28 protein-coding genes are annotated in these 23,859 nt (G+C 72.1%); 17 read left to right on the top strand and 11 right to left on the bottom strand.

The genetic code is table 11. The annotated features are described in order from the left end of the window. Nucleotides 1-35: 35 nt before the first annotated feature. From ACZ4VF_RS19435 to ACZ4VF_RS19420, 4 genes are all read left to right on the top strand, one after another. Nucleotides 36-692: a UdgX family uracil-DNA binding protein gene (locus ACZ4VF_RS19435; RefSeq protein ID WP_467927249.1), complete on the top strand. Its 657-nt coding sequence runs from the start codon at nt 36-38 to the stop codon at nt 690-692. Nucleotides 693-768: 76 nt separating this feature from the next. Beyond that, nucleotides 769-1,293, top strand: a complete 525-nt coding sequence (locus ACZ4VF_RS19430) for a GNAT family N-acetyltransferase (RefSeq protein ID WP_467927248.1) — start codon at nt 769-771, stop codon at nt 1,291-1,293. A 92-nt stretch (nt 1,294-1,385) separates the two neighbouring features. Continuing rightward, on the top strand, nt 1,386-1,694 hold the full coding sequence (locus ACZ4VF_RS19425) for a DUF4229 domain-containing protein (RefSeq protein WP_467927247.1): 309 nt from the start codon (nt 1,386-1,388) through the stop codon (nt 1,692-1,694). Nucleotides 1,695-1,726: 32 nt separating this feature from the next. Continuing rightward, complete coding sequence (locus tag ACZ4VF_RS19420; protein WP_467927245.1) at nt 1,727-2,377, top strand: TetR/AcrR family transcriptional regulator; 651 nt, start codon at nt 1,727-1,729, stop codon at nt 2,375-2,377. 76 nt (nt 2,378-2,453) lie between these two features. Here ACZ4VF_RS19420 and ACZ4VF_RS19415 read toward each other — a convergent pair whose 3' ends face one another. Then, entirely contained in the window at nt 2,454-3,326 is an 873-nt protein-coding gene (locus tag ACZ4VF_RS19415; protein ID WP_467927244.1) for a MaoC family dehydratase, read from the bottom strand. A 299-nt stretch (nt 3,327-3,625) separates the two neighbouring features. Between ACZ4VF_RS19415 and ACZ4VF_RS19410 the strand changes: the two genes are divergently transcribed. Both ACZ4VF_RS19410 and ACZ4VF_RS19405 read left to right on the top strand, forming a co-directional pair. Continuing rightward, on the top strand, nt 3,626-5,566 hold the full coding sequence (locus tag ACZ4VF_RS19410) for an AMP-dependent synthetase/ligase (RefSeq protein WP_467927243.1): 1,941 nt from the start codon (nt 3,626-3,628) through the stop codon (nt 5,564-5,566). 193 nt (nt 5,567-5,759) lie between these two features. Continuing rightward, on the top strand, nt 5,760-6,641 hold the full coding sequence (locus ACZ4VF_RS19405) for a LysR family transcriptional regulator (RefSeq protein WP_467927241.1): 882 nt from the start codon (nt 5,760-5,762) through the stop codon (nt 6,639-6,641). Here the strand turns inward: ACZ4VF_RS19405 and ACZ4VF_RS19400 are convergent. Then, entirely contained in the window at nt 6,592-7,056 is a 465-nt protein-coding gene (locus ACZ4VF_RS19400; protein WP_467927240.1) for an ATP-binding protein, read from the bottom strand. The two genes, ACZ4VF_RS19405 and ACZ4VF_RS19400, sit on opposite strands and share 50 nt — an antisense overlap. Nucleotides 7,057-7,163: 107 nt before the next feature. On the opposite strand from ACZ4VF_RS19400, the gene ACZ4VF_RS19395 reads away from it, so the two are divergent. Further along, on the top strand, nt 7,164-8,018 hold the full coding sequence (locus ACZ4VF_RS19395) for a helix-turn-helix domain-containing protein (RefSeq protein WP_467927239.1): 855 nt from the start codon (nt 7,164-7,166) through the stop codon (nt 8,016-8,018). Further along, a complete protein-coding gene (locus ACZ4VF_RS19390; protein WP_467927384.1) occupies nt 8,018-8,275 on the top strand; it encodes a DUF397 domain-containing protein in 258 nt (85 codons plus the stop codon). The genes ACZ4VF_RS19395 and ACZ4VF_RS19390 overlap by 1 nt, the downstream gene beginning before the upstream one ends. Here the strand turns inward: ACZ4VF_RS19390 and ACZ4VF_RS19385 are convergent. Both ACZ4VF_RS19385 and ACZ4VF_RS19380 read right to left on the bottom strand, forming a co-directional pair. Next, nucleotides 8,231-8,863, bottom strand: a complete 633-nt coding sequence (locus ACZ4VF_RS19385; protein ID WP_467927237.1) for a class I SAM-dependent methyltransferase — start codon at nt 8,861-8,863, stop codon at nt 8,231-8,233. The genes ACZ4VF_RS19390 and ACZ4VF_RS19385 overlap by 45 nt on opposite strands. A gap of 43 nt (nt 8,864-8,906) precedes the next feature. Beyond that, complete coding sequence (locus tag ACZ4VF_RS19380; RefSeq protein WP_467927236.1) at nt 8,907-9,407, bottom strand: RICIN domain-containing protein; 501 nt, start codon at nt 9,405-9,407, stop codon at nt 8,907-8,909. A 253-nt stretch (nt 9,408-9,660) separates the two neighbouring features. Between ACZ4VF_RS19380 and ACZ4VF_RS19375 the strand changes: the two genes are divergently transcribed. After that, nucleotides 9,661-11,322, top strand: coding sequence for a serine/threonine-protein kinase (locus ACZ4VF_RS19375; protein WP_467927235.1), 1,662 nt, complete (start codon nt 9,661-9,663; stop codon nt 11,320-11,322). A gap of 192 nt (nt 11,323-11,514) precedes the next feature. On the opposite strand, the gene ACZ4VF_RS19370 is transcribed toward ACZ4VF_RS19375, so the two are convergent. The 3 genes from ACZ4VF_RS19370 to ACZ4VF_RS19360 all read right to left on the bottom strand — a co-directional run bounded on the left by ACZ4VF_RS19370 (nt 11,515) and on the right by ACZ4VF_RS19360 (nt 13,634). Beyond that, nucleotides 11,515-12,177, bottom strand: coding sequence for a DUF2637 domain-containing protein (locus ACZ4VF_RS19370; RefSeq protein WP_467927233.1), 663 nt, complete (start codon nt 12,175-12,177; stop codon nt 11,515-11,517). Between the two features lie 438 nt (nt 12,178-12,615). Continuing rightward, on the bottom strand, nt 12,616-12,930 hold the full coding sequence (locus ACZ4VF_RS19365; protein WP_467927232.1) for an AzlD domain-containing protein: 315 nt from the start codon (nt 12,928-12,930) through the stop codon (nt 12,616-12,618). Beyond that, a complete protein-coding gene (locus ACZ4VF_RS19360; RefSeq protein WP_467927231.1) occupies nt 12,927-13,634 on the bottom strand; it encodes an AzlC family ABC transporter permease in 708 nt (235 codons plus the stop codon). The genes ACZ4VF_RS19365 and ACZ4VF_RS19360 overlap by 4 nt, the downstream gene beginning before the upstream one ends. 69 nt (nt 13,635-13,703) lie before the next feature. On the opposite strand from ACZ4VF_RS19360, the gene ACZ4VF_RS19355 reads away from it, so the two are divergent. After that, a complete protein-coding gene (locus tag ACZ4VF_RS19355) occupies nt 13,704-14,267 on the top strand; it encodes a helix-turn-helix domain-containing protein (RefSeq protein WP_467927383.1) in 564 nt (187 codons plus the stop codon). Nucleotides 14,268-14,370: 103 nt separating this feature from the next. On the opposite strand, the gene ACZ4VF_RS19350 is transcribed toward ACZ4VF_RS19355, so the two are convergent. Then, on the bottom strand, nt 14,371-14,574 hold the full coding sequence (locus ACZ4VF_RS19350) for a cold-shock protein (protein WP_004984723.1): 204 nt from the start codon (nt 14,572-14,574) through the stop codon (nt 14,371-14,373). Between the two features lie 287 nt (nt 14,575-14,861). Between ACZ4VF_RS19350 and ACZ4VF_RS19345 the strand changes: the two genes are divergently transcribed. The 6 genes from ACZ4VF_RS19345 (at nt 14,862) to ACZ4VF_RS19320 (ending at nt 20,365) form a co-directional block, all read left to right on the top strand. Then, nucleotides 14,862-15,710 carry a menaquinone biosynthetic enzyme MqnA/MqnD family protein gene (locus tag ACZ4VF_RS19345; RefSeq protein WP_467927229.1) on the top strand — a complete coding sequence of 283 codons (849 nt, stop codon included), beginning with the start codon at nt 14,862-14,864 and terminating at the stop codon, nt 15,708-15,710. 164 nt (nt 15,711-15,874) lie between these two features. Further along, nucleotides 15,875-16,189 carry a hypothetical protein gene (locus ACZ4VF_RS19340; protein WP_467927227.1) on the top strand — a complete coding sequence of 105 codons (315 nt, stop codon included), beginning with the start codon at nt 15,875-15,877 and terminating at the stop codon, nt 16,187-16,189. 39 nt (nt 16,190-16,228) lie between these two features. Then, nucleotides 16,229-16,981: a prepilin peptidase gene (locus tag ACZ4VF_RS19335; RefSeq protein ID WP_467927382.1), complete on the top strand. Its 753-nt coding sequence runs from the start codon at nt 16,229-16,231 to the stop codon at nt 16,979-16,981. Between the two features lie 72 nt (nt 16,982-17,053). Beyond that, nucleotides 17,054-18,253 carry a cyclic dehypoxanthinyl futalosine synthase gene (mqnC, locus tag ACZ4VF_RS19330; RefSeq protein WP_467927226.1) on the top strand — a complete coding sequence of 400 codons (1,200 nt, stop codon included), beginning with the start codon at nt 17,054-17,056 and terminating at the stop codon, nt 18,251-18,253. Nucleotides 18,254-18,260: 7 nt separating this feature from the next. After that, entirely contained in the window at nt 18,261-18,866 is a 606-nt protein-coding gene (locus ACZ4VF_RS19325) for a hypothetical protein (RefSeq protein ID WP_467927225.1), read from the top strand. Between the two features lie 803 nt (nt 18,867-19,669). Then, complete coding sequence (locus ACZ4VF_RS19320; RefSeq protein ID WP_467927223.1) at nt 19,670-20,365, top strand: demethylmenaquinone methyltransferase; 696 nt, start codon at nt 19,670-19,672, stop codon at nt 20,363-20,365. Here ACZ4VF_RS19320 and ACZ4VF_RS19315 read toward each other — a convergent pair. After that, nucleotides 20,352-20,666 (bottom strand): PASTA domain-containing protein, encoded by a 315-nt coding sequence (locus ACZ4VF_RS19315; RefSeq protein WP_467927222.1) that lies wholly within the window; start codon nt 20,664-20,666, stop codon nt 20,352-20,354. The two genes, ACZ4VF_RS19320 and ACZ4VF_RS19315, sit on opposite strands and share 14 nt — an antisense overlap. A 235-nt stretch (nt 20,667-20,901) precedes the next feature. After that, entirely contained in the window at nt 20,902-21,459 is a 558-nt protein-coding gene (locus ACZ4VF_RS19310; RefSeq protein ID WP_467927220.1) for a GNAT family N-acetyltransferase, read from the bottom strand. A gap of 98 nt (nt 21,460-21,557) precedes the next feature. Here ACZ4VF_RS19310 and ACZ4VF_RS19305 point away from each other — a divergent pair, with 98 nt between their 5' ends. Continuing rightward, nucleotides 21,558-22,850, top strand: a complete 1,293-nt coding sequence (locus ACZ4VF_RS19305; protein ID WP_467927219.1) for a geranylgeranyl reductase family protein — start codon at nt 21,558-21,560, stop codon at nt 22,848-22,850. Here ACZ4VF_RS19305 and def read toward each other — a convergent pair whose 3' ends face one another. After that, on the bottom strand, nt 22,851-23,474 hold the full coding sequence (gene def / locus ACZ4VF_RS19300) for a peptide deformylase (RefSeq protein ID WP_467927217.1): 624 nt from the start codon (nt 23,472-23,474) through the stop codon (nt 22,851-22,853). It lies immediately after the preceding gene. Nucleotides 23,475-23,859 lie beyond the last annotated feature (385 nt).

Below are 23,859 nucleotides of genomic sequence, written 5' to 3'. Positions count from 1 at the left end.
GGTGACAGGGGGACGGCTCGGGGTACTCGTCCGGCATGCCGGCGACGAAGGCCCCCGAGGACGCCTACACGGCCGCGCCCTTCGTACCCGAGGGCGCCGATCTCACCGCTCTGCGCCGCGCGGCGGCGGGCTGCCGCGGCTGTCCCCTGCACCTCCCCGCCACCCAGACGGTGTTCGGCGCCGGGAGCACCGACGCCCGCGTGATGCTCGTGGGGGAGCAGCCCGGTGACCAGGAGGACCGCCAGGGCACACCCTTCGTCGGCCCGGCGGGCAAACTGCTCGACCGGGCGCTTGCAGAGGCCGGTATAGACCCCGGCGAGGCCTATGTGACCAACGCGGTCAAGCACTTCAAGTTCACCCGGGCCGAGCCCCGCAAGCGCCGGATCCACAAGGCGCCGAGCCTCAGGGAGATGACGGCCTGCGGCCCCTGGCTGGCGGCCGAGCTGGCGCTGGTGGAGCCGGAGCTGATCGTGGTGCTCGGCGCCACGGCCGGGAAGGCGCTGCTGGGGTCGTCGTTCCGGGTGGGCGAGGTGCGCGGGACCGTGCTGGAGCGGGAGATCCACGGCCGGCCGGAGCGGCTGCTGCCCACCGTGCACCCGTCCTCGGTGCTGCGCGCGCGGGACGAGGAGCGCAGGGCGGCGTACGAGGGCCTGGTGGCCGACCTGAAGGTCGCTGCACGCGCCCTCGGGTAGGCGGTACGCGCCTTCCCCGTCGGCGGAGGCGCGGTATCCCCGGTGACCGGGACCCGGTAATGGATACACTCCCTCCGTGCCTCTTACCTTCACCCTGGACCCCGCCATCACCCCCGCCCTCCGCGACGGCGTCCTCGACCTGTGGTCGGACGTCTCCGAGGCGGGCGGCGCCGTCGGTTTCGTCGCCCCGGTGACCCGTGAGGAGATACGCCCGGAGCTGGTCCGGCACTTCGTGCAGATGGCCGAGGGGCGCACCCGGCTGCTCGTCGGCCACGACGAGACCGGCGAGGTCGCCGCGGCCGCCTTCCTCACCCGCAACACGCACCGGCTGATGCCGCACTGGGTGTGGCTCTACACGGTGATGGTCCACCCCCGGCACCAGGGCAGGGGCTACGGCCGCGACCTGCTGGCCGCCGCCGCGGACGCGGCCCGCGCGATGGAGGGCGTGGAGGCGATACGGCTGACCTGCCGGGGCGGGCACGGGCTCGAGCGGTTCTACGCCTCCTGCGGCTACAAGGAGGTCGGCCGCGTCCCGGACGCCATCCGGGTGGCCCCGGGCGACGACCGGGACGAGATCGTCATGCTCCTGCCGCTCGGCTGACACCGGCCCCCGCCCCACCCCCCTGCGTGATCGCCCGCCGTCCGTGCTTCACTGGACGATGACCCCTTTTGGAATCTGACGACTGGATTGAGATGCTCCGCTACACGCTGATGCGCCTCGGTATCTTCGCGGGCTGCCTCGTGGTCGTCTGGGGTGCCGTCTACTCGGGCATCTTCCCGCGCGGCTTCGGCGACTCCAACGGCCTGTGGGTCCTGCTGCTCTCCATGGTGCTCTCGGCGCCGATCAGCTGGGTGGTGCTGCGCAAGGAGCGGGACCGGGCGTCGGCGCAGATCGTGAACAAGGTCGACCGGGTGAAGGCCAACCTCGATGCCAACCGCAGCCAGGAGGACGTGGCCGACGACCGGTCGCGGACGCAGGACGGGGCTGCCGCGTCCAGCTAGTCCGGGCCCCCGGCCCCACTAGTCTTGCCGTCATGGGTGCGGTCAGGACCAAACGGATGCCGAGGGCGGTGCGGGAGCAACAGATGCTCGACGCCGCCGTACGGATCTTCGGGCAGCGCGGGTACATGGCCGCCTCGATGGACGAGATCGCCGAACTCGCGGGCGTGTCCAAGCCGTTGGTCTACCTGTACCTGAACTCGAAGGAAGACCTCTTCACCGCCTGCATCCGCCGCGAGGCCGCCGCGCTCACGGCGGCCGTGCGCGCGGCGGTCCGGTCGGGACTGCCCGCCGACCGGCAACTCTGGGACGGCCTGCGGGCGTTCTTCGCGCACACCGCCGAGCACCCCGACGGCTGGTCGGTGCTGCACCTCCAGGCCCGCACGCACGGGGAGCCCTTCGTGGCCGAGGTCGCCGCGATGCGCGCGGAGATCGTCGCGTTCGTGACCCGGCTGGTCGCGGTGGCGGCCCGGGAGGCGCACCGCGACCCCGACCTCCCCGAACACGAGGTGGCCGGCCTCGCCGAGGCCCTGGTCGGCGCGGCGGAGTCCCTGGCCGCCTGGGCCAACGCCACACCCGGGGCCACGGCCCGCCAGGCAGCGACCACGCTGATGAACTTCGCCTGGGCGGGACTGGGCAACCTGATGCGGGGCCACGTCTGGACACCGCCGGCCGATCCCGCCTGAGGGCGCGGGGCCGCGGCGGGTGCCCGCACCGCGCGGCCGCCCGCGACCCCCGTGCACCCGCACCGCGCGAGGGCGCTCACTTGCCCCGCACCTCCCCGCTCAGGTGCACCCGCCCGCCCGCGCCCCGCAACTCGAACCGCCCGCTCCCGTCGGCCCCGTACGCCACGGTCCCCGGCAGCGGCACCGGCGCCCGGAACCGCGCCCGCACCTCGGCCGCGTCGGGACTGCCGTGGGCGGCCAGGCAGCGGGCGACCGTCCACATGCCGTGGGCGATGGCCCGGGGGAAACCGAAGAGGCGCGCGGTGAGCGGAGACAGGTGGATCGGGTTGCGGTCACCGGAGGCGGCGCCGTACCGCCGCCCCACGTCGTCGCCGAGGCTCCACTCGGCCAGGACCGGCAGCCGCGCACCGGCGTCCTCGCGCGGTCGGGGTGCCGTCACCGTGCCGGTGCGGTGCCGCGCCAGATAGGTGCTCCGGGATTCCCACACCGGTTTCCCGTGCGCGTGCAGTGCGGTCGCCACGGTCGCCTCGGTGCCCCGCCGGTGCGGTACCAGCCCTTCCACCCGGACCTCCACGTCGTACACCCCGTCCGCGGCCAGCGCGGCGCTCCGCTCGATCGCGATCGACGTGTGGACGAGGCCGAGCAGCGGCAGCGGGAAGTCCCGGGCGCTCATCAGTTTCATGGCCAGCGGGAATCCGAGGACGTGCGGATAGGTGACCGGGAGGTCGGGCTCGCCGGTCGGGAAACCGCACACCCGCTCGTAGGCGGCCAGCTTCGCCAGGTCGACGCGCACGCCGGGAAGGACCAGTCGGGCGGGCGGGAAGGCGGCGCCGGGGGCCGGACGCCTGACGAGGGAGCGCAGGGCGCCCCGGGCGAGCAGGGGGGCCAGCGCGGGCGCGGCGCTGAGGGTGACGGTGTCCGTCGGGCCGCTGAGGCGGCGGTCGGCCATGCGCAACTCCCGCGCGACTCGGTTCCGGAGGGCTGAGAACTGCTTACTCCGGAGTAAGGTTACCGGAGGTAAGCCGCAACCCGCACGGTCCGTACGCCGCACGGTCCGTACGGCCGGCACCGCCCGCACGCAAAGCTGAACACCCGTCACATACCCCCCGAGGCTGCACACCCCCGGCCCCGGACCATCCCCGAACCCGCACAACCCCCTCACAGCGGAGCCGTACGATCACCTGCCTAACCAGCGGTAACCCCTTCCCCGGGCTCACCGCAGGCGCACGCACGCCAGAGGAGCCGCCCGTGACCACGCCGTACCCCACCCCGCCCGCCTCCTCCGGCACCCCGGTCTCCGCCACCGACTACGACGGCCGCCCGGTCCTCGTCGAGCCCGAGGTACGCCGGCTCGACGGAGCGGTGCGCGAGGCGGCCGTCCCCCCGTTCGCACCCCCGGTCACCCACGGCTCCCTCGCCGACCTGCCCTACGACAACGCGGAGACGGACCCCGACAAGGCCGTCCTCAGCCGCAGGCTCTCCGACGGCCACTGGCGGGACGTGACGGCGGCCCGGTTCGCCGCCGAGGTGGAGGCGGTCGCCAAGGGCCTGATCGCCGAGGGCCTGATGCCCGGGGACCGCATCGCGGTCATGGCCCGCACGACCTACGACTGGACGCTGCTCGACTTCGCGGCCTGGGCCGCCGGCCTGGTCACCGTCCCCGTCTACCCCACCTCCTCCGTCTTCCAGACCCGCTGGATCCTGCACGACTCCGGCGCCGTCGCCCTGGTCACCGAGACCCCCGCCCAGGCCGCCGCCCTCGGCCCCGAACTCCCCCACCTGCCCGACCTGCGGCACGTGTGGGTGATGGAGAAGGACCACGTGGCCCGGCTGGCGGAGGCGGGCGCACCGGTACCGGACGGGGAGGTCGGCGTACGCCGGGGCATGCTGGGCCCCGACACGCTCGCCACCCTCATCTACACCTCCGGCACCACCGGCCGCCCCAAGGGCTGCGCCCTCTCGCACGGGAACTTCTTCGCCGAGGTCGACAACGCGATCGAACTCCTCCACCCCGTGTTCAAGGCCAAGGACGACGACCTCTCGGTCCTCCTCTTCCTCCCCATGTCCCACGTCTTCGGCCGCATGGTCGCCGTCGCCTGCGTCCGCGCCCGCGTCCGCCTCGGCCACGCCCCCAGCCTGGCCCCGGCCGACCTCCTCCCGGACCTGGCCGCCTTCCGGCCGACCTGCCTGCTGACCATCCCCTACATGCTGGAGAAGATCTACAACTCCGCGCGGGCCAAGGCGGAGTCGGGCGGCCGGGCGGGCACCTTCGACCGGGCGGCGGACATCGCCCGGCGCTACGGCGAGGCGCTGGAGGCCCGCCAGACCGGCACCGGGAACGGCCCGAGCCGCGCCCTGAAGACCCAGCGCACCTTCTACGACCCCCTCGTCTACCGCCGCATCCGCTCCGCGATGGGAGGCCGCGTCCGCCACGTCATCTGCGGCGGCTCCCCGCTCGGCCGGAGCCTCGCCGCGTTCTACGCCGGTGCCGGCATCGAGATCTTCGAGGGCTACGGCCTCACGGAGACCACCGGCGCCTCGACGGTCACCCCGCCCCTGAAACCCCGCCTCGGCACGGTCGGCTGGCCGCTCCCCGGCACGAGGGTCCGCATCGCGGCGGACGGCGAGATCCTCCTCTCCGGCGACCACGTCCTGCGCGGCTACTGGGACCCCCAGGCCGGAGGCGTGGTCCCCGCGACCCGCGACGGCTGGCTCGCCACGGGCGACCTCGGCGAACTCGACGACGACGGCTACCTGACCATCACCGGCCGCAAGAAGGAACTGCTCATCACAGCGGGCGGCAAGTCGGTGGCCCCGGCCCCCCTGGAGAACTGGCTCCGCCAGCACCCCCTGATCAGCCAGGTGATGCTGGTGGGCGACGCCCGCCCCTTCGTGGCGGCCCTCATCACCCTGGACCCCGAGGGCATCACACACTGGCGCCAGATGATCGGCAAGCACCCGGTACCGCCGGAACTCCTGGTCGGGGACGAGGAGTTGCACGCCGTCCTGCAACGGGCCGTGGACGAGGCGAACCGCATGGTCTCCCGCCCCGAGTCCATCCGCCGCTTCGCGGTCCTCCCGGTGGACTTCACGGAGGCGGCCGGCCACCTGACCCCGTCCATGAAGCTCCGCCGCGACCGGATCCTGCGGGACTTCGCGGCGGAGGTGGAGGGGTTGTACGAGCGCTGAGGCAAGGGCCGTTGCCAAGTGGCGTCAAGGTCGGCACCCGCTCCGTGCTGGTCCCACCTCCTCCGGACTCGGTGGGGCGCGGAGCGGGTTGCCGCCGGGGTCGGATGCGGCCCGTTCACGATCCTCGCGCGCGGTGCCGAGCCCAGTCAATCCTTGGGTTTCCTCGCCATCCCCCAGTGCTAGCTTGGGTCTTGTGACCCTGGAAGACCTCCGCGTGTTCGTCGCCGTGTGCCGTGCGGGCAGCCTCAGTTCGGTCGCCCGTGACCTCGGCCGGACCCAGTCCGCCGTCAGCCAGCACGTCAAGCGACTGGAACGGGAGACGGGCGTGGCCCTGCTGGAACGCCGGCCGCGCGGGGTCCTGCCGACCCAGGCCGGCCGGATACTGGAGGCCGCCGCGGGCGAGGGAATCAACGCCCTGGACGTCGCCGTACGACAGCTCCGCGACCTGGTCGACGGCCACAGCGGGTACGTCCGCGTGGCCACCGGCGCGACGACCGTCCGGCACTTCATGTCCGACGCGGTCGTCACGTTCCGCCGCCGGCACCCCAAGGTCAACCTTGAGTTCCGCACGGTCAGTTCCGGCCGGGGCAGCTTCGACGCCCTCGCCGACGGCACGCTGGACCTCGCCTGGATCACCATCGGCCCACCGGTCCGGGGCATCGAGCAGCGGACGGTCGTGGAGCTGCCGTGGCTCCTCGCGGTGCGGGCAGACGACCCGCTGGCCGACCGTCCGCACCTGGACCCGGCGGAGCTGGCCCACGCCCGGGTCATCAGGCTCCCGCCGAACTCCACGTCCGCCGCCCACCTGGAAGCGGCGTGCGCCGAGCGGGGAGTCAGGTTCGCCTACGAGCCGAGCGTGGCCGACTGGGACACGGCCCTGCTGCTCGCCGAGCTGGGGATCGGAAGGGCGGTCGTACCGGCCGTACCGGGCCTGCCGGTCCCGGGCGACGGCCCCCTGCGGCTGGTCCCGCTTCCCGGCCTCCGTCCCCTCCCCGTCGGCTGGGCCGTGCGCCGCTGGGACGCGCTCAGCCCGCCGGCCCGGGCCTTCGCGGACACGGTCGCCGCGTTGCGCTGAGCGCCAACTCCACCCAGACCGTCTTGCCGACGTCCCGCTCCGCCACGCCCCACAGCTTCGCCAGCACCTGTACGACCACGAGACCGCGGCCGTTCTCGTCCTCCGGCCGCCCGTCCAGGAAACGGAGGGCGCGGTCGCCCCGGGCGTCGCTGACCTCGATACGCAGGGTGTCCTTCTCCGCCAGCAGTCTCAGCCGCAGCTCGAAGTCCCGCCCGGGCACGCGACCGTGGGTGACGGCGTTGGCGGCGAGTTCGGCCACGACGAGCTGAGCGGTGTGGCTGAGGTCGCCGTCGTACGGATACCCCCAGGCCGCCAGGGCGGTACCGGTGAGCCGACGGGCCAGACGGGCGCCACGGGGGGTGGCGCTGAGCCGTTGGACGAGTTCCGTTGCGGGGGTGGAGATTTCTACGTTCACCTCACCGAGCGTGGTCGGTTCTCCCTACCCTGACCAGGGGAGACCCGGCGACTGTGCGTAGTCGTACGGGTACGGGTCGCGTGTGTACGGGTTGGTCGGAGGTTCGTGTGACGGAGGAGCGGAGGCCGGAGACTCCGGCGGAGGAGAACGGGGCGGCAGCGGTCTTCGTCGTCATCGGCAAGCAGCTGAAGCTGCTGCGGGAGAGGGCGGGACTCAGCCAGCGGGAGTTCGCCGAGCTGATGGGGTACGGCCCGGACCTGGTCTCGGCCATCGAGCGAGGGGTACGGACACCGAGGCCGGAGTTCCTGCGCCGGGCCGATGAGATCCTCCAGGCGAACGGCCTGTTCACGGCGGTCATCCCTCAGGTGGAGGAGGCGATGTCGAGGGCACGGACGCGGCATCCCGAGTGGTATCGCAGCTATGCCGAGTTGGAAGCGGTATCCGTCGAGCTGCACTTCTATGCCAATCAAGGAGTGCCAGGTCTCTTGCAGACCGAGGACTATGCTCGGGCTGTGTTCTCCCGCCGCCGCCCCTTGCTGGATGAGGACGCCATCGAGAAGCGTGTCGCCGACCGATTGGCCCGTCAGCAGGTTCTGGAGCAGTGGCCACTGCCGATGTGTAGCTACGTCCTGGAAGAGGTGGTGCTGCACCGGCCCATCGGCGGTACGAAGGTACACAAGGAGCAGCTTCGGCGGTTGTTGCGGATCGGCGGCATGCGCAACGTGGAGATCCAGGTGATGCCCTCCAAGATGGCGGAACACCCCAACATGGACGGCCCGTTCAACCTCCTGACGCCCAACAAGCGAGCGCAGGTCGCTTACGTGGAGGCCCAGGGATACCCACGGCTGATCGCTGACCCGGAAGAAGTCCGCAAGATCGCGGACCGCTATGGGATCATGCGCGCCATGGCACTCAACCCGACGGAGTCACTGGCCATGATCGAGGAGCTGGTGGGGGAATGATGAACACCAAGGAACTCGCCTGGTTCAAGTCCAGCTATAGCGGCGGTGAGGGAGGCGAGTGCCTCGAACTCGCTTACAGCTGGCGCAAATCCAGCTACAGCAGCGGCGAGGGCGGCCAGTGCCTCGAAGTGGCCCTGCACCCCACCGCCATCCACATCCGAGACTCCAAGCGACCCACCAGCGCCCACCTCACCCTCACCCCCGAAGCCTGGTCAGCCTTTCTTCTGGGCGAGAAGGAACGCCTGCGGGACCGGTGATTCGCCGCGCGTGACCTCCGGCTCGCGCACCGTGCTGGACCGGAGGGTGAAACCGGCTCCCGCCAGCAGCTCGGCCATCCGCTCGGGGCGGCGCCGGTGGTAGTCCAGGGTCACCTCGTGGCCGAACGGGCGGTCGAGGCGGAGCGGTACGTCGCCCACCTGGAAGGCGAGCAGGAGCCGGCCGCCGGGAGCCAGTACGCGGTGGAATTCGGCGAAGAGGTCGGGGAGTTCGTCCACGGGTGTGTGGATGCTGGAGTACCAGGACACGACCCCGGCCAGGGTGCCGTCGGCCAGGGGCAGCTCCCGCATGGAGCCCTGCCCGAAGCGCAGGCCGGGAAAGTCGCGGCGGGCGACGGCGATCATCGACTCGGAGAGGTCCAGGCCGAAGACGGACAGCCCCAGACCGGCCAGGTACGCGGTGACCGCGCCCGGCCCGCAGCCGAGGTCGGCGACCCGGCCGCCCGGGCCGACCTGCTCGGCGTACGCGGCGAGCAACGCGCGCTCCAGGGGCCGTTCGGCGAGGGGGTTCCGGAAGTGCGCGGCGTAGTCCTCGGCGATGGTGTCGTAGAAGGCGCGGGTGTCGGTCATGGAGGGACGGTAGCGGGTGGCACCGACACCGCCCCTTGCCCGTTCACCCGGCGCGTTTCATCCACTGCTGGTCCTGGTCCCCGTACGCGCACTCGACGAGCTGCACCGGGCCGTTGACCCGGGTGGCGGCGAGGCACTTGTACCGGGCGGCGTTCCGGTAGACCCAGCGGTTGCCGCCCACGGCGATCTGGTGCCACCGCGTCACCGCCCCGTTGCCGTTGCAGTCCTGCATGGTCACTTCGGCGATGCCGTTGAACACGGCGGCGGCGCACAGTTCCTGCCCGCCGATCCGTTGCCTGATCTGGACGGTGTTGCCCCCCTCGGGGTTCACCTCCCACAGCTGGTTCGGCCCACCGTGCCGGTCGTAGGCCAGGACGCTGGAGTCCCGCCCCATGCCGGCGTCGTTGTCGAGGACGTAACCGGGGTTGGCGACGTTCTCCAGCACCAGCCGTGACTGTGCCGCCGCCTGACCCGTCAGGGCACTGGAGGCGAGAAACCCCGCGCATATCAGACCGACGACCGTTCCTGTCCCTGCCTTGTTCATGGATGGCTCCCTCGCTCCCGAACTGTTGCGCTACTACACGGTGAGTTTTGCCCGTGAGTCGACGGGACCGGGTGACTCGCTCTGTATGTCACCTGAAGTCGGTATTTGCCAGGACCGGGTGGAGCCGTGAGGTTGGCACCGCAGGAGGCCGCCGATCGGTGCGGCGGCTGGGGCCGGGAGGGGCCGGGCGGGAGGGAGCCTCAATTAGGCTGCTGCCCTTGGCCAAAGCATCACAACGGGGGGTACGGGGCCGATGGACCAGGCGACGGATGTCTTCCAGCCACTTCAGGCGGAAGACCCCCCGGTGGTGGGGGGTTACCGGCTCGCGGCCCGGCTGGGCGCCGGTGGCATGGGCCGGGTGTATCTGGCGCACACGCAGGGCGGCCGGCCGGTCGCGCTGAAGGTCGTACGGCCGGAGCTGGCGGACGATCCGGACTTCCGGCGGCGGTTCCGGCGGGAGATCACGGCGGCCCGGCGGGTCAAGGGCGCCTACACCGCCGAGCTGATCGACGCGGACGCGGACGGGACACCCCCGTGGCTGGCCACGCTGTACGTGCCCGGGCCGTCGCTGGCGGAGGCCGTCGTACGGCGGGGGCCGCTGCCGGTGTCGGCGGTGCTGTGGCTGATGGCGGGGGTGGCGGAGGCGCTCCAGGCGATCCACGCCGAGGACATCGTGCACCGGGACCTGAAGCCGTCGAACGTGCTGCTGGCCGCCGACGGGCCCCGGGTGATCGACTTCGGTATCGCGCTGGCCGCCGACGGGACGTCGTACACGGCCACCGGGGGGACCATCGGCACGCCGTCCTTCATGGCGCCGGAACAGGCGGCCGGGAACGAGGTGACGGCGGCGACGGACGTCTTCGCGCTCGGGCAGACGGCGGCGTTCGCCGCGCTCGGCCGGCCGTTGTACGGCGACGGTCCCGCCGTGAACGTGCTGTACCGGATCGTGCACTCCGAGCCCGACCTGGAGCTGCTGCCCGAGCCGCTGCGGCCGCTGCTCGCCCGGTGCCTGGCCGCCGATCCGGCGGAGCGGGCCACCGCGGCGGAGGTGGTGGAGTGGTGCCGGCAGCGGCTGGGCGCGGACGCCGACGGGGGCGGGGGGCCGGCCGTGTGGCGGGAGATCGCCGGGCCGGAGGTCGCGGTTCCGGCACCGGTCCCGGAGCCGACCCCGGCCTACCCGCAGCCGCTCGTCGGCTACCCGCAGCCCCCGACGGCCTGGCCGCAGCCGACGTCCGAGGAGCGCAGGGTCCGCAGACGGCGGACCGCGCTGATCTCGGTCGCCGGTGTGACGGGCGGGGCGCTGCTGGCGGCGCTGCTGGCGTGGTCGGTCCTGGACGCCGAGGGCCGGGCGGGAGCGCGGGACACGGCGGGCGCGGGTTCCAAGCCGTCGGCCACGGCACCGTCGGGGCGGTCGTCCTCGCCGGCGTCCGCAGCGGGCTCCTCGTCGGACTCCTCTTCTTCTTCCTCGGACGCGTCGTCGGACGGGTCCGGCCCGTCCGTGGAGGAGGGGACCGCGTCGGCCTCGCCCCGGGACCCGAAGCCGGAGGGGTACCCCCAGGTGTGGCTGGACGCGAAGAACTCGCTGAGCCTCAAGGACGAGGACCCCCAGCGCAAGGACCACAAGGGGGACATCCGGTTCGACTGCCGGGACCGCAGCTGTGAGCTGAAGAGCGACAGCGCCTCGTTCGTCCAGATCATGGGCGGACACGGCACCACCCTCGCCATGTGCCGTCTCATGCTCGGGAGCGGCAAGTACCACAGCTGGGGGCTGGCCGCCGCGGCGGCCGGAACCGAGATCTGCATGAAGGACGACGAGGGCAACATCGGGCTGTACGTGATCCAGACGAAGTCCACCGCGTTGCCCGACATCGCCTTCCTCACGGGCGACCTGACCGTCTGGCGGAACGCCGCCTAGTACCGACCGGCCGACGCGCCCGCCTGGCAGCCGAGGAGGCAGACCCAGAGCTGGAACGGCTGTCCTCGGTGACGTACCTCACCGAGGACCCGCCCGCTCGCTCCCAGCGGACGGGCGCAGAGGGCACACTCCATGGCCATCTGCTGGCGGGGGCGGAGCCGGGCGACGTCGGGGAGGGAGGAGGGCGCCGTGTCACGACTCTTCATTCATCACCCCCCGGTGTCCGTCCTTCGCGCCGCCGTCCTTCGTCTTCGCCTCGTCGGTGGCCGCCTCGGCGGGTTGGACCCGGTGCCGGGGCACGGTCCGCCGGGGCGGCCGGGTGAAGGTGATCTGGCGCACCACCTGCTGGAAACAGGCCAGCGAGGCGAAACTCGGCAGGGCGGCGGCCGCGGTGTCGACGATGTGTTTCGGCGCCTGTGCGATGCACAGGGTCATGGCAATCATCGAGAAAATCAGAAGTACCGACCAGGAATGGAAGGCCCGGCGCTGGTGCAGTGCCGCCCGGAGAATGGAGAGTGACGACACCAGCCAGGGGCCGAAAACCAGCAGGGGCCACCAGGAGACCACGTCGTCCGGCATGCGGGACGCTGCCACGAAACGCAGCGGGTCGTAGGAGATCAGGCCGCCGAAGATGCTGACGGCGGAAGCGATGACGGCCACCATCGCGGCGATGAGATGACTGGCGACGCGTGTGGTGCTCGGGCGTTGCCGGACCTTGCGGTGGCCCCGCGGGGGAGTCTTCACCGGGGGCAGCTCCGCGGTGATCTCCACCAGGGCGTCGCGATGAGGATCAACCCCCTGACCTGCGAGGTCCTCCTCCCTGCGGGCGGCCGGGATCCTCGGCTGCTGCTCCATGGAGTCCCGCAGCATGAAGGCCAGCTCTTCGGCGGGGTCCCAGGCCGAGTCGGGAGGGACCAGGGGCGGGTAGAAGGCTCCCGCGGGCCCCGTGTACTCAGGATGCATGAGCCCAGCGTTTCGAGACGTGTGTTTCCAGGGAACTCATTGCATCCATGAATTCCTGGAGGATTTCCTCGGTCACTTCAAGAGTGACGGAGAGACCCCCCTTCATCAGGACTCCTTTGCTGGGGCCCGTTCTGTCCGGTGCGGGCAGGTAGGTGTGGGAGCCTAGCCGCACGGGCCGCCGAGGAAGTTCCTTCGTCATGCTGCGAATAACGCGGCCATTCGATGATGGATGCGCGGCGAACGGGTGAAGGGATTAGCCGGACAAGCACTTTGTGCCGGAAAATCCGCCGAGCAATCTGTCCTGCAAGCAGATCAACGGATCTGATCTCCTCAGGCCGGTCCCGCCAGCCGCAGCAGCGCCGTCGCCGCCGCCGCGCCCAGCACCACCACGGCGAACGGCGCCCGGCGCCAGGCGAGGACGCCGCCGACCAGGACCCCGGCGGGGCGGGCCCAGCCCGCGAAGCCGCCGGACTCGGTCAGGGCGCCCGTGGCGAGCAGGGCGGCCAGGAGGACGACCGCTCCGGCGGAGGCCAGCTCCTGGACGCGCGGCGGGATCGTGACCCGGCCGTGCAGCACCGGACCGACCAGCCGGAAGGCGTACGTGCCGGCGGCCAGGGCGAGGATCACGGTGACGGTGGCGTTCACGCGGCGGCTCCCCGGGGGCTCGTGGGGCGGCGGTGGAGGAACAGGCCCGCGAGGGCGAGCAGGACCGGGACCCCGGCCGGGACGGCGGGGGTGACCGCCAGCGCCAGGGCGGCGCCGGGCAGCGCGCACCGCCGTACCGCCGCGTCCGCGCGGAGGGTGGGCAGGACCAGGGCGACCAGGACGGCGGGGAAGGCGGCGTCCAGGCCGTAGCGGGTGGTGTCGCCCAGCGCGCTGCCCGCCGCCGCACCGGCGAGGACGCCCGCGTTCCACACGGCGAACAGGCCGAGGCCGGATATCCAGAACGCCCGGCGCTGCCGTACCGGGTCGGACTGGGCCAGGGCGAAGGCGACCGTCTCGTCCGTGACCAGGTGGGCGCCGAGGAGACGGGCCGCCCGGCCGGTGCCGAGGATGTCGGCCACCGCCAGGCTGAAGGCCGCCGTCCGGGTGTTGAGCAGGAGCCCGGTGGCCACGGCGGCGGCCGGACCGCCCCCGGCGAGCAGGACGCCCACCGCGCTGAACTGCGCCGACCCCGCGTACACGACCAGGGACATGAGGACCGGTACCCACATCGGCAGGCCGCCCGCGACGGAGACCGCGCCGAAGGAGACGCCCACGACACCGCTGGCCAGCCACACCAGCGAGCTGTCCCGGAGGAGGGAGCGGTCGGTGGGGGAGACGAGTGTTGTTCGGTGTGGCGAACGCATGTTCATTAGAATGGACAGCGCCCAGCCTGTCCGTCAAGGCGAACGATCGTACCGATGGAGCGAACGAACATGTCCGAGGTGCCCGCCCGGCTCCCCCTGGAGTGGATCGCCGCGTCGCTGAAGCGCGAGCGCGGCCGTGCCGGACTGTCCCTGTCCGAGCTGGCCAAGCGTGCCGGAATCGCCAAGTCCACGCTGTCCCAGCTGGAGGCGGCGAGCGGGAACCCGAGCATGGAGACGCTCTGGGCGCTCGCGGTGGCGCTCGGTGTGCCGTTCAGCGCGCTGGTCGAGCCGCCCGCGCCGGCGGTCCGGGTGATCCGGGCGGGGCAGGGGCCAACGGTCCACTCCGACCAGTCCAGTTATCTGGCCTCACTGCTGTCCGCCTGTCCGCCCGGTGCCCGCCGGGACCTGTATGCCGTGTGGCTGGAGCCCGGGACCGTACGGGATTCCGACCCTCATATCCCGGGCACCGTGGAGCACATCGTGGTGAGCGAGGGCGCGGTGAAGGCGGGGCCGCACGGGGAGGCCGTGGAACTGGGGCCGGGGGATTACCTGTCGTACCGGGGTGACGTGCCTCACTCGTACGAGGCGCTGGCGGCCGGGACCAGGTTCGTGCTGGTGATGCAGCACGTGTGAGCGTTCACCGACAGGAAATGCTCGGGGGCAAGGCAGGAGCCCCGTCGCCGAACGGCGCGGGGCTCCTTGGGTACTGCACTCAGGTTCTGCGATCAGGCAGTGATCAGACGGGAGTGACGTTCTCCGCCTGCGGACCCTTCGGGCCCTGCGTCACGTCGAAGCTCACCTGCTGGTTCTCCTCGAGGGAGCGGAAGCCGGTGGCGTTGATCGCGGAGTAGTGAACGAAGACGTCGGGGCCGCCGCCCTCCTGGGCGATGAAGCCAAAGCCCTTTTCGGCGTTGAACCACTTAACGGTTCCGGTAGCCATAAGCCCTCCTTGGGCTCAAAAGGGTTGCCCTGCTCCAGAACCTGCAAGTGCGAAACGGTGCTGCACGACTGCATTCGTCTGAAAACGACGAGAGCCTGCGGTTACATGCTCCGCAGGCTCTGTACTGCAAGGGAAACCAAACTGCAACTTGCGGGCAAGCCTAGCATCCGGGCGGCGGAAAGCAATAGAGGTCAAGATCACTTCACCCGGAGGTTTGAACGCCCGCTAGCCCGTTTGGAGGTGGGGCCGGTCCCAGCACCGTAGCGCATGGGGTCTAGTCTCGCGATGTGGACAATTCTCGCACCCGGCCGCGTGTCGGCCACATCCAGTTCCTGAACTGCCTGCCCCTGTACTGGGGGCTCGCGAGAACCGGCACGCTCCTCGACTTCGAGCTGACCAAGGACACCCCGGAGAAGCTCAGCGAACAGCTCGTGCACGGCGACCTGGACATCGGGCCCGTCACCCTCGTCGAGTTCCTGCGCAACGCGGACGACCTCGTCGCCTTCCCCGACATCGCCGTCGGCTGCGACGGCCCGGTGATGTCCTGCGTCATCGTCTCCCAGGTCCCGCTGGACCGGCTGGACGGCGCCCGGGTCGCCCTCGGCTCGACCTCGCGCACCTCCGTCCGGCTCGCCCAGCTCCTGCTCGCCGAGCGGTACGGCGTGAAGCCCGACTACTACACCTGCCCGCCCGACCTCGGCCTGATGATGCAGGAGGCCGAGGCCGCCGTCCTCATCGGCGACGCGGCGCTGCGGGCGAACCTCCACTACGGCCCGAAGCTGGGGCTGGACGTGCACGACCTCGGCGCGCTGTGGAAGGAGTGGACCGGCCTGCCGTTCGTCTTCGCGGTGTGGGCGGCCCGCCGCGACTACGCCGAACGCGAGCCGTTCATCACCCGCAAGGTCCACGAGGCCTTCCTCGCGTCCCGCAACCTCTCCCTCGAAGAGGTGCACAAGGTCGCCGAGCAGGCCGCCCGCTGGGAGGCGTTCGACGAGGACACGCTGGAGCGGTACTTCACCACCCTCGACTTCCGCTTCGGCACCCCGCAGCTGGAGGCCGTCGCCGAGTTCGCCCGCCGGGTCGGGCCGTCCACCGGCTTCCCCGCCGACGTGAAGGTCGAACTGCTCCAGCCGTGACCCGTCGCGCTCCCCGCCCCGACCCGTCACCACCGTGTCCGCGTCGGCCCACGCGTCGACCCACGCGCCGCGCGCGCCGGTGACGGACGGGGAAGGACGGGGAACTCCGCGAGGGAGATGCTTCCGCTGGACGATCCGCGGGAGTTGGGCACCTGCCGGGTGCTGTGCAGCAGACCGGCGCCACCCGCCGGACCCTGTCCCCGGCGGACCGCCGGGGCTTCCGCACCCCCGCCGTCGTCGACGGCGTCCTCTCCGCCGGCGGCCACGACCGCGGCATCCGGGCCGTGGACGTCCGCACCGGCAGGAAGAACCGGCTCCGCGGGGAGAACGACCGGGGCGTCCGGACCGGCCGCGAGCGGTGGAGCCGGATCGGTGACAAGGGCACCGGCGCCCCGTGGCAACCCGCCCTGTCCGGCGGCCGGCTGCCGATGGCCAACGGCGAACACCCTGACGCGATGCCGGGCGTCCGAACCGGGTAGGACACGACAGACGTGAGGGGGGTGGGGCGCGTGGGCGGGGTGACCACGGGGATGCTCGTGCTGGTCGGCGTGGTGTGGGGGGCGTCGGCGGGCGCGCTGCTGCCCCGCGCCGCGTACCGCTTCGCCGTGCCCTCCGGCGACCCCTGGCGCGACCGTTGCCCGGACGGCCGCCATCCGGTCCGGGGCTGGCTGGGCGGAGCACGGTGCCGGCGATGCGCGGGGGGTGCTCACGGGGCGCCTTCGCCGTCGTACGCCCCCTCCGCGCTTCCGTTCGCCGCCGCCACGGCCCTCGTCTCGGCCGCCCTCGCCGCCGCCACCGGAACCCGCCCCGAGCTGGCGGTCTGGCTGCTGCTCGCCCCGGTCGGCGTGCTGCTCGCCGCGGTGGACCTCCGGGTGCGACGGCTGCCCGACCCGCTGACCCTCCCGCTCGCGGCCACCGCCCTCGCCCTGCTGGGACTCGCCGCCCTGCTCCCCGAACACGCCGGTCACTGGCGGACCGCCTGCTACGGCGCTCTCGCGCTCGGCGCCGGCTACTACCTGCTGTACCGCATCAACCCGGGCGGCATGGGCTTCGGCGACGTGAAGCTCGCGGTGGGGGCGGGTGCCGTCCTCGGCTGGTACGGCTGGCCCACCGTGCTGCTCGGCAGCTTCGCCGGGTTCCTGCTCGGCGCGCTCTACGGCGGCGTGCTCGTGCTGGCCCGGCGGGCGGACCGGAAGACGGCCGTACCGTTCGGCCCGTTCCTCCTCGCCGGTGCCCTCGCCGGACTGCTGATCGGCGCGTACGCGGCCTGAGGTCCGGGGGCCGAAACGGCTGGCGTAGGCTGGTTCGGTCCGTCCACACCCCTTGACGAAAGGGACCCCCTGGTGACAGAGAAGGCCGACCTCCAGTCTGTCCTCGACCGAGCCGCGGCGGGCGGACGGATCACTCCCGAGGAGGCGCTCGTCCTCTACCGCGACGCGCCCCTGCACGCCCTGGGCGCCGCCGCCGACGCCGTACGCCGCCGCATGTACGCGGGCACCGAGCACATCGCCACGTACATCATCGAGCGGAACATCAACTACACGAACGTGTGCGTCACGGCGTGCAAGTTCTGCGCCTTCTACGCGGCCCCCAAGGACACGGAGAAGGGCTGGACCCGCGACCTCGACGACATCCTGCGCCGCTGCGCGGAGACCGTCGAGCTGGGCGGCACCCAGATCATGTTCCAGGGCGGCCACCACCCGGACTACGGCGTCGAGTACTACGAGAAGCACTTCAAGGCCATCAAGGACGCCTTCCCGCAGCTGGTCATCCACTCCCTCGGCGCGTCCGAGGTCGAGCACATGGCCCGCATCTCGGGTGTCTCGGTCGAGGAGGCCATCACCCGCATCCACGAGGCCGGACTGGACTCCTTCGCGGGCGCCGGTGCCGAACTGCTGCCCGAGCGGCCGCGCAAGGCCATCGCCCCGCTGAAGGAGAGCGGCGAGCGCTGGCTGGAGATCATGGAGACCGCGCACCGGCTGGGCGTCGAGTCGACGTCGACGATGCTGATGGGCACGGGCGAGACGAACGCCGAGCGGATCGAGCACCTCCGCATGATCCGCGACGTCCAGGACCGCACGGGCGGCTTCCGCGCCTTCATCCCGTACACCTACCAGCCCGAGAACAACCACCTGAAGGGCCGCACCCAGGCGACCCTCTTCGAGTACCTCCGCATGATCGCCATCGCCCGCCTCTTCCTGGACAACGTCCGGCACATCCAGGGCTCGTGGCTCACCACCGGCAAGGAGGTCGGCCAGCTCTCGCTGCACTACGGCGCGGACGACCTCGGCTCGATCATGCTGGAGGAGAACGTGGTCTCCTCGGCCGGCGCCAGGCACCGCTCCAACCGCCTGGAGATCATCGACCTGATCCGCAAGGCCGGCCGGGTCCCGGCGCAGCGCGCCACGACGTACGAGCACCTCCTCGTCCACGACGACCCGGCGAACGACCCCGTCGACGACCGCGTGGTCTCGCACATCTCCTCCACGGCCATCGAGGGCGGCACCGCCCACCCCGAGCTGAAGCTGCTCGCTTCCAACTGAGGTGCCCGTGCTGACGATCCACGCCGACTCCAGAGGGCACGCCCTCGCCGTCGAGGGGGCGTGGATCGCCGACGCCGGGCCGCTGGAGGAGATCGTCGCCGCCCATCCACGGGCGCGGGTGCGCACGTGGCCGGGCATCCTGACGCCCGGGCTGGTCAACCCCCACGGCAACGAGCTGTTGGAGGAGGCGTACCACCCGGATCCGCGCGAGGCCGACGAACTCGGCACCGAGCCGCTGACCGGACAGGCCCTGGCGGCACTCGACATGGACGACGTCCGCTGGGGTGCGAGCGCCCGGCGGGCGGTGCAGCGCATGCTGGCGAACGGCACGGTACGGGCGGCCTGCGAGGAACTGCGCAACCGCGCGGTGCGGGACGCCGTGCGCCGCTCCGGTCTGGCGGTCACGAGCCGCCCCGGCCGCCCCGGCGGGACGCCCGCGCTCGATCCGTACGACTCCGGCCTGCCGGTGGAGTTCGCACCCCCGACCGAGCGCCGCTCCGCCGCCCGGTTCGCCGTGTTCGACGTCCGGGACGAGGCCGAGCTGGCGGAACGCGGCGCCGGCACGTGCGTGGCCACGGTGGCGGAGGGCCGGCTGGTGTTCCGGCGGCGGTGAACCCGTTGCCCCGGGCAGGCGTGCCCGCTCGGTGCGGCACGGGTGGGCCCGGCGGCGCCTCCCGGCGAGCAGCGCCGCCCCCCTTCGGCCGGAGAAGGCGCGCGCGAAGGCGCCGGGGCCGCTCTGGCTCACCCCACCGCAACGCGTCGAGGCGTCCTCCGCCGGGGATCCCTCCCCGCACGGCCGGTCCGGGAACGCCGACCACTTCGAGCCGTACCGGCCGTACCGCCGTTGCGGCCGCCGTACCGGGCCGTACCCGCCGTCCCGGCCGCCGTACCGGGCCGTACCGCCGCCCGGCCGGGAAGTCCTCCGCACGCGGACAGCTACCGGTCCTGGTCGTCGCCCTCTCGCTCGCCGCCCTCGGCCACGGCGCCTGGCACGCCTTCGCGCAGCAGGCCGGCTTCGCGACGTACGGCCTGGACGAGAACCCGCTCGCCCAGCCATCTGGTCCGCCGGGTACGCGACGCCGCCGACGCGGGCGAAGGCGTACGTCCGGATCGACTTCGCGTGGCCCACCCGGTTGCGACGCCTGGACCACACGGTCACCGCCGCCCTCAACACGCGCGCGGTGACGGTCCGCCCGCGGCGCGAGACCGCGCTGGTCCTGGCGGTCCCGCCGATCGGCCGGTGCCGGCGGGTGCCGGCCTTCGAGGCCCATCCGCCGCTGGACGGCCAGTGGTTCGTGTCCGGCGCCGGCTGTGCCCTGACCGCCGGGTTCGTGCTGCCGTGCGGGTGGGTGGAGGACGTCGCGGCACGCAGAAGCCGACGCTCCCGCCGTGAGAGGGGGCTGCAAGAATGGGCGGGTGACCCGCGCTTCCCTGAACAAGCAGCCGCACGAAGTCGCCTCGATGTTCGACGACGTGGCGGAACGGTACGACCTGACGAACGACCTGCTCTCGCTCGGCCAGGACAGGCGATGGCGCAAGGAGGTCGCGAAGGCGGTCGACGCGCGCCCCGCGCAGAAGGTCCTGGACCTCGCCGCCGGCACGGCCACCTCCTCGCTGCCCTTCGCGCGGACCGGCGCGTACGTCGTCCCCTGCGACTTCTCCCTGGGCATGCTCCAGGTCGGCAAGAAGAAGCACGCCTGGCTGCCGTTCACCGCGGGCGACGCGACGAGGCTGCCTTTCAAGGACGACACCTTCGACGCGGTGACGATCTCGTTCGGGCTGCGCAACGTGCAGGACACGGACGCGGCGCTGCGCGAGATGTACCGGGTCACCCGGCCCGGCGGGCGCGTGGTGATCTGCGAGTTCTCCCACCCCACGTGGACGCCGTTCCGCACCGTGTACACCGAGTACCTGATGCGGGCGCTGCCGCCCCTCGCGCGCGCGGCGTCCTCCAACCCGGACGCCTACGTCTACCTCGCCGAGTCCATCCGGGCCTGGCCCGACCAGCCCGCGCTCGCCGAACGGCTGCGCGAGGCGGGCTGGTCGAAGGTGGCCTGGCGCAACCTCACCGGCGGCGTCGTCGCGCTGCACCGCGGATTCAAGCAGAGCTGACGACGGCGTACGGGTCGCCGCCCGGCTCGCCCAGTTCGCGTTGCAGGCCGCCGGTGGGCGGCCGCGGGATGCGCGGTTCCCGCACGCCTCCGCCGCCCTCGCCCTCCCCGAAGTCGAACCACACGTACACCAACGAGTCCCGCGGCACCTCGGCGCCGGGCTGCGGGTACTGGCGTACGACGTAGTCGACGACGGCCAGGTGGAAGTCCGGGCGGTCGGGCGCGTTGAGGGACAGACCCCGTGCCCGGGCCGTTTCGCGCGCGTCCACGGCCATGAGACCGACCAGACGCGGGACGCGCACTTCGGGTGTTTTGGGTGTTATACGCACAGATGTCACCCCCAGCGGTACAGGAAGGGTAACCCCCGCCCGGGCCGCCCGGAAGGCGCCGATGTCTTTCTGTAACAGACGACTACTGTGCGTAGTCGACGGGTGGTTGGCGCGTGGGGATGCCGGGGCGGGTGCGGGTGCGAGGGTCGGCGCGTCGGTGGGGACGGCGTGGGTGGGCGTGTCAGTGGGGACGGCGTGGGTGGGCGTGTCAGTGAGGGTCGCCGGCCGGGGCGTCGGGACGGGCGTCGCTCGGGGCGTCGGTGAAGGCGAGCCGGAAACAGAGGGCCGGCTCGTCGAACACGGGGTGGGTGTAGGTCTCCGCCTGCTCCATGCCGAGGCGCCGGGCCACCGCCGCGGACCGCTCGTTGCCCGCCCGGACCACCGCCACCACACCCGGCACCCCCGCCGCACGCACCCGCGCGAGCGACTCCCGGGCCGCCACGGTGGCGTACCCCTTGCCCCAGTACGCGCGTCCGAGCCGCCATCCGATCTCGGTCTCGCCGACCGGGCCCCAGTCCCGCGGCCACGGCTGCGCCCCGGTGAAGCCGATGACCTCGCCCGACTCGTCCAGCAGCGTCCACAGGCAGAACCCGTGCTCCGCGTCGTGCCGCCGCTGGCGCGCGGTGAGTTCCTCGTAGACCGACAGTTCCGCCGGCCTGCCGCCGTGGAACTCCATGACCTCCGGATCGGCGAACACCCGGTGCCAGGCGACCGCGTCCTCGTGCGTGGGGACGCGCAGCCGTACCGTGGGGAGAGGTCGGTTCACAGGGCAGCCCTTCAGCCGGGTGATCAATTCTGCTGAATAGACTGCCCATGTTCAGTGCCGGTCGGCACACAGATTTCGACCCTTGGGGAGATCCCGCCGTGACCGTCGTGACCGAGCCCCTCTCCGAGAACACCGCCGACGTGATCGTCGTGGGCGCGGGGCCGGCGGGCTCCTCGACCGCGTACCACCTCGCCAAGGCCGGTCTCGACGTGCTGCTCCTGGAGAAGACCGAGTTCCCCCGCGAGAAGGTCTGCGGCGACGGCCTCACCCCGCGCGCGGTGAAGCAACTCGTCGCCATGGGTATCGACATCTCCGAGGAGGCCGGCTGGCTGCGCAACAAGGGCCTGCGCATCATCGGCGGCGGCTCCCGCCTCCAGCTGGACTGGCCGGATCTCGCCGCCTACCCGAACTACGGACTCGTCCGCAAGCGCGACGACTTCGACGAGCAGCTCGCCCGCAACGCCCAGAAGGCCGGCGCCCGCCTCTTCGAGCGCTGCAACGTCTCCGGCCCGGTCGTCGACGACCGCACCGGCCGCATCACCGGCGTCACCGCCAAGCTCGGCGAGGAGAAGCGCGAGGTCACCTTCCACGCCCCGCTCGTCGTCGCCGCCGACGGCAACTCCACCCGTCTCTCCCTGGCGATGGGTCTGCACCGACGCGAGGACCGCCCCATGGGTGTCGCCGTCCGCACCTACTTCGAGAGCCCCCGCCACGAGGACGACTACCTGGAGTCCTGGCTGGAACTGTGGGACCGCCGAGGCCCCCAGGACCGCCTCCTCCCCGGCTACGGCTGGATCTTCGGCATGGGCGACGGCACGTCGAACGTGGGCCTGGGCGTGCTGAACACCTCCGACTCCTTCAAGGAACTGGACTGGCGCGAGATCCTCAAGGCCTGGTGCGCCTCCATGCCGGAGGACTGGGGCTACACCCCCGACAACATGACCGGTCCGATCCGCGGTGCCGCCCTGCCCATGGCCTTCAACCGGCAGCCGCACTACACGCGCGGCCTGCTGCTCGTCGGTGACGCCGGCGGCCTGGTGAACCCCTTCAACGGCGAGGGCATCGCCTACGCCATGGAGTCCGGCCAGATCGCCGCCGACGTCATCGTGCAGGCCCACGCGCGCGCGACGCCCGCCCAGCGGGAGATCGCCCTCCAGCGCTACCCGCGCGTCCTCAAGGACACCTACGGCGGTTACTACACCCTCGGCCGCGCCTTCGTGAAGCTCATCGGCAACCCGAAGGTCATGCAGATCGCCGCCCAGCGCGGTCTGACCCACCCGATGCTGATGAAGTTCACCCTCAAGCTCCTCGCGAACCTCACCGACCCCACGGGCGGCGACGCGATGGACCGCATCATCAACGGCCTCAGCAAGGTGGCGCCGAAGGCGTGACTAGGCGCTGAGAGCGGCGGCGTTGGCGGTCCGGCGGGCGTACACCTCGTCCCGCCGGTCCGCCATCTGCCGCAGAGCGTCCTTTTTCTCCCGCTTGGAGAGCCGGTCGAGATAGATCTGCCCGGTGGTGTGGTCGGTCTCGTGGGCGAGACAACGGGCGAAGTAGCCGGTGCCCTCGACGACGACCGGACGGCCGTCCCTGTCCTGGCCGCGGACGACGGCCCGGTCCGGCCTGGGGACGGCCATCACGGCCCCCGGCACCGACAGGCAGCCCTCGCCCTCCTCCAGCAGCCGTCGCCCGTTCACGGGCGTTTCCAGCACGGGGTTGACGATGTGTCCGACATGCCGGACTCCGTCGTCATCGGGGCAGTCGTACACGAAGAGACGCAGATCGACCCCGACCTGGTTCGCCGCCAGTCCCGCGCCCTCGGCGACGTACATGGTGCGGAACATGTCGTCGACGAGGGCGGCGAGGTCGGGTCCGAACTCCGTGACGTCCCGGCAGGGCCTGTGCAGCACCTCCTCGCCGACCTCGGTGATACGGCGCACCGCACCCCGCCCGGCCTCGGGGGCGTACCGCGGGTAGTGGCCGACGGGGCTTCCCTGTACGAACACGCGTGGCATCGCGTGGACTCCTTCGCTCGGCTCGGACCACCGGCCGGTGGCCCGAGCCGAGCATGCCAGGGAAGCCGACGGGCGCGTCAGCAGAGCGATGGGCTGTCGGAGAGGCCGACGGGCTGTCGGAGGGAGGGGAGGACGCCGACGGGCCGTCGGGGAGGCCGCGAGGTGCTTCGGCGAAGCGATGGGCCGCAGCGGGGCCGACGGACGCGTAAAGCCGACGGGCGAGTCAGGGAAGCCGACAGACGCGCCAGGGAAGCCGGGGGACGCGCCAGAGAAGCCGACAGGCGCCCCAGAGAAGCCGGGGGACGCGTCAGGGCAGCCGACGGGCGCGCGAGGGAAGCCGGGGGACGCTTCAGGGCAGTCCGGGCCGTCGGGGAGGCCGCGAGGT

It is taken from the genome of Streptomyces sp. NPDC029151 (assembly GCF_055564315.1).
This window is presented reverse-complemented; position numbering and strand designations above follow the sequence as displayed.

Coding starts and splice junctions, on each gene's coding strand:
- ACZ4VF_RS19375 (WP_467927235.1), top strand. CDS start 9,661: ATGGACCAGGCGACGGATGTCTTCCAGCCACTTCAGGCGGAAGACCCC.
- ACZ4VF_RS19360 (WP_467927231.1), bottom strand. CDS start 13,634: ATGCGTTCGCCACACCGAACAACACTCGTCTCCCCCACCGACCGCTCC.
- ACZ4VF_RS19370 (WP_467927233.1), bottom strand. CDS start 12,177: ATGGAGCAGCAGCCGAGGATCCCGGCCGCCCGCAGGGAGGAGGACCTC.
- ACZ4VF_RS19385 (WP_467927237.1), bottom strand. CDS start 8,863: ATGACCGACACCCGCGCCTTCTACGACACCATCGCCGAGGACTACGCC.
- def (WP_467927217.1), bottom strand. CDS start 23,474: ATGCCACGCGTGTTCGTACAGGGAAGCCCCGTCGGCCACTACCCGCGG.
- ACZ4VF_RS19435 (WP_467927249.1), top strand. CDS start 36: ATGCCGGCGACGAAGGCCCCCGAGGACGCCTACACGGCCGCGCCCTTC.
- ACZ4VF_RS19390 (WP_467927384.1), top strand. CDS start 8,018: ATGAACACCAAGGAACTCGCCTGGTTCAAGTCCAGCTATAGCGGCGGT.
- ACZ4VF_RS19425 (WP_467927247.1), top strand. CDS start 1,386: ATGCTCCGCTACACGCTGATGCGCCTCGGTATCTTCGCGGGCTGCCTC.
- ACZ4VF_RS19415 (WP_467927244.1), bottom strand. CDS start 3,326: ATGGCCGACCGCCGCCTCAGCGGCCCGACGGACACCGTCACCCTCAGC.
- ACZ4VF_RS19420 (WP_467927245.1), top strand. CDS start 1,727: ATGGGTGCGGTCAGGACCAAACGGATGCCGAGGGCGGTGCGGGAGCAA.
- ACZ4VF_RS19355 (WP_467927383.1), top strand. CDS start 13,704: ATGTCCGAGGTGCCCGCCCGGCTCCCCCTGGAGTGGATCGCCGCGTCG.
- ACZ4VF_RS19380 (WP_467927236.1), bottom strand. CDS start 9,407: ATGAACAAGGCAGGGACAGGAACGGTCGTCGGTCTGATATGCGCGGGG.
- ACZ4VF_RS19350 (WP_004984723.1), bottom strand. CDS start 14,574: ATGGCTACCGGAACCGTTAAGTGGTTCAACGCCGAAAAGGGCTTTGGC.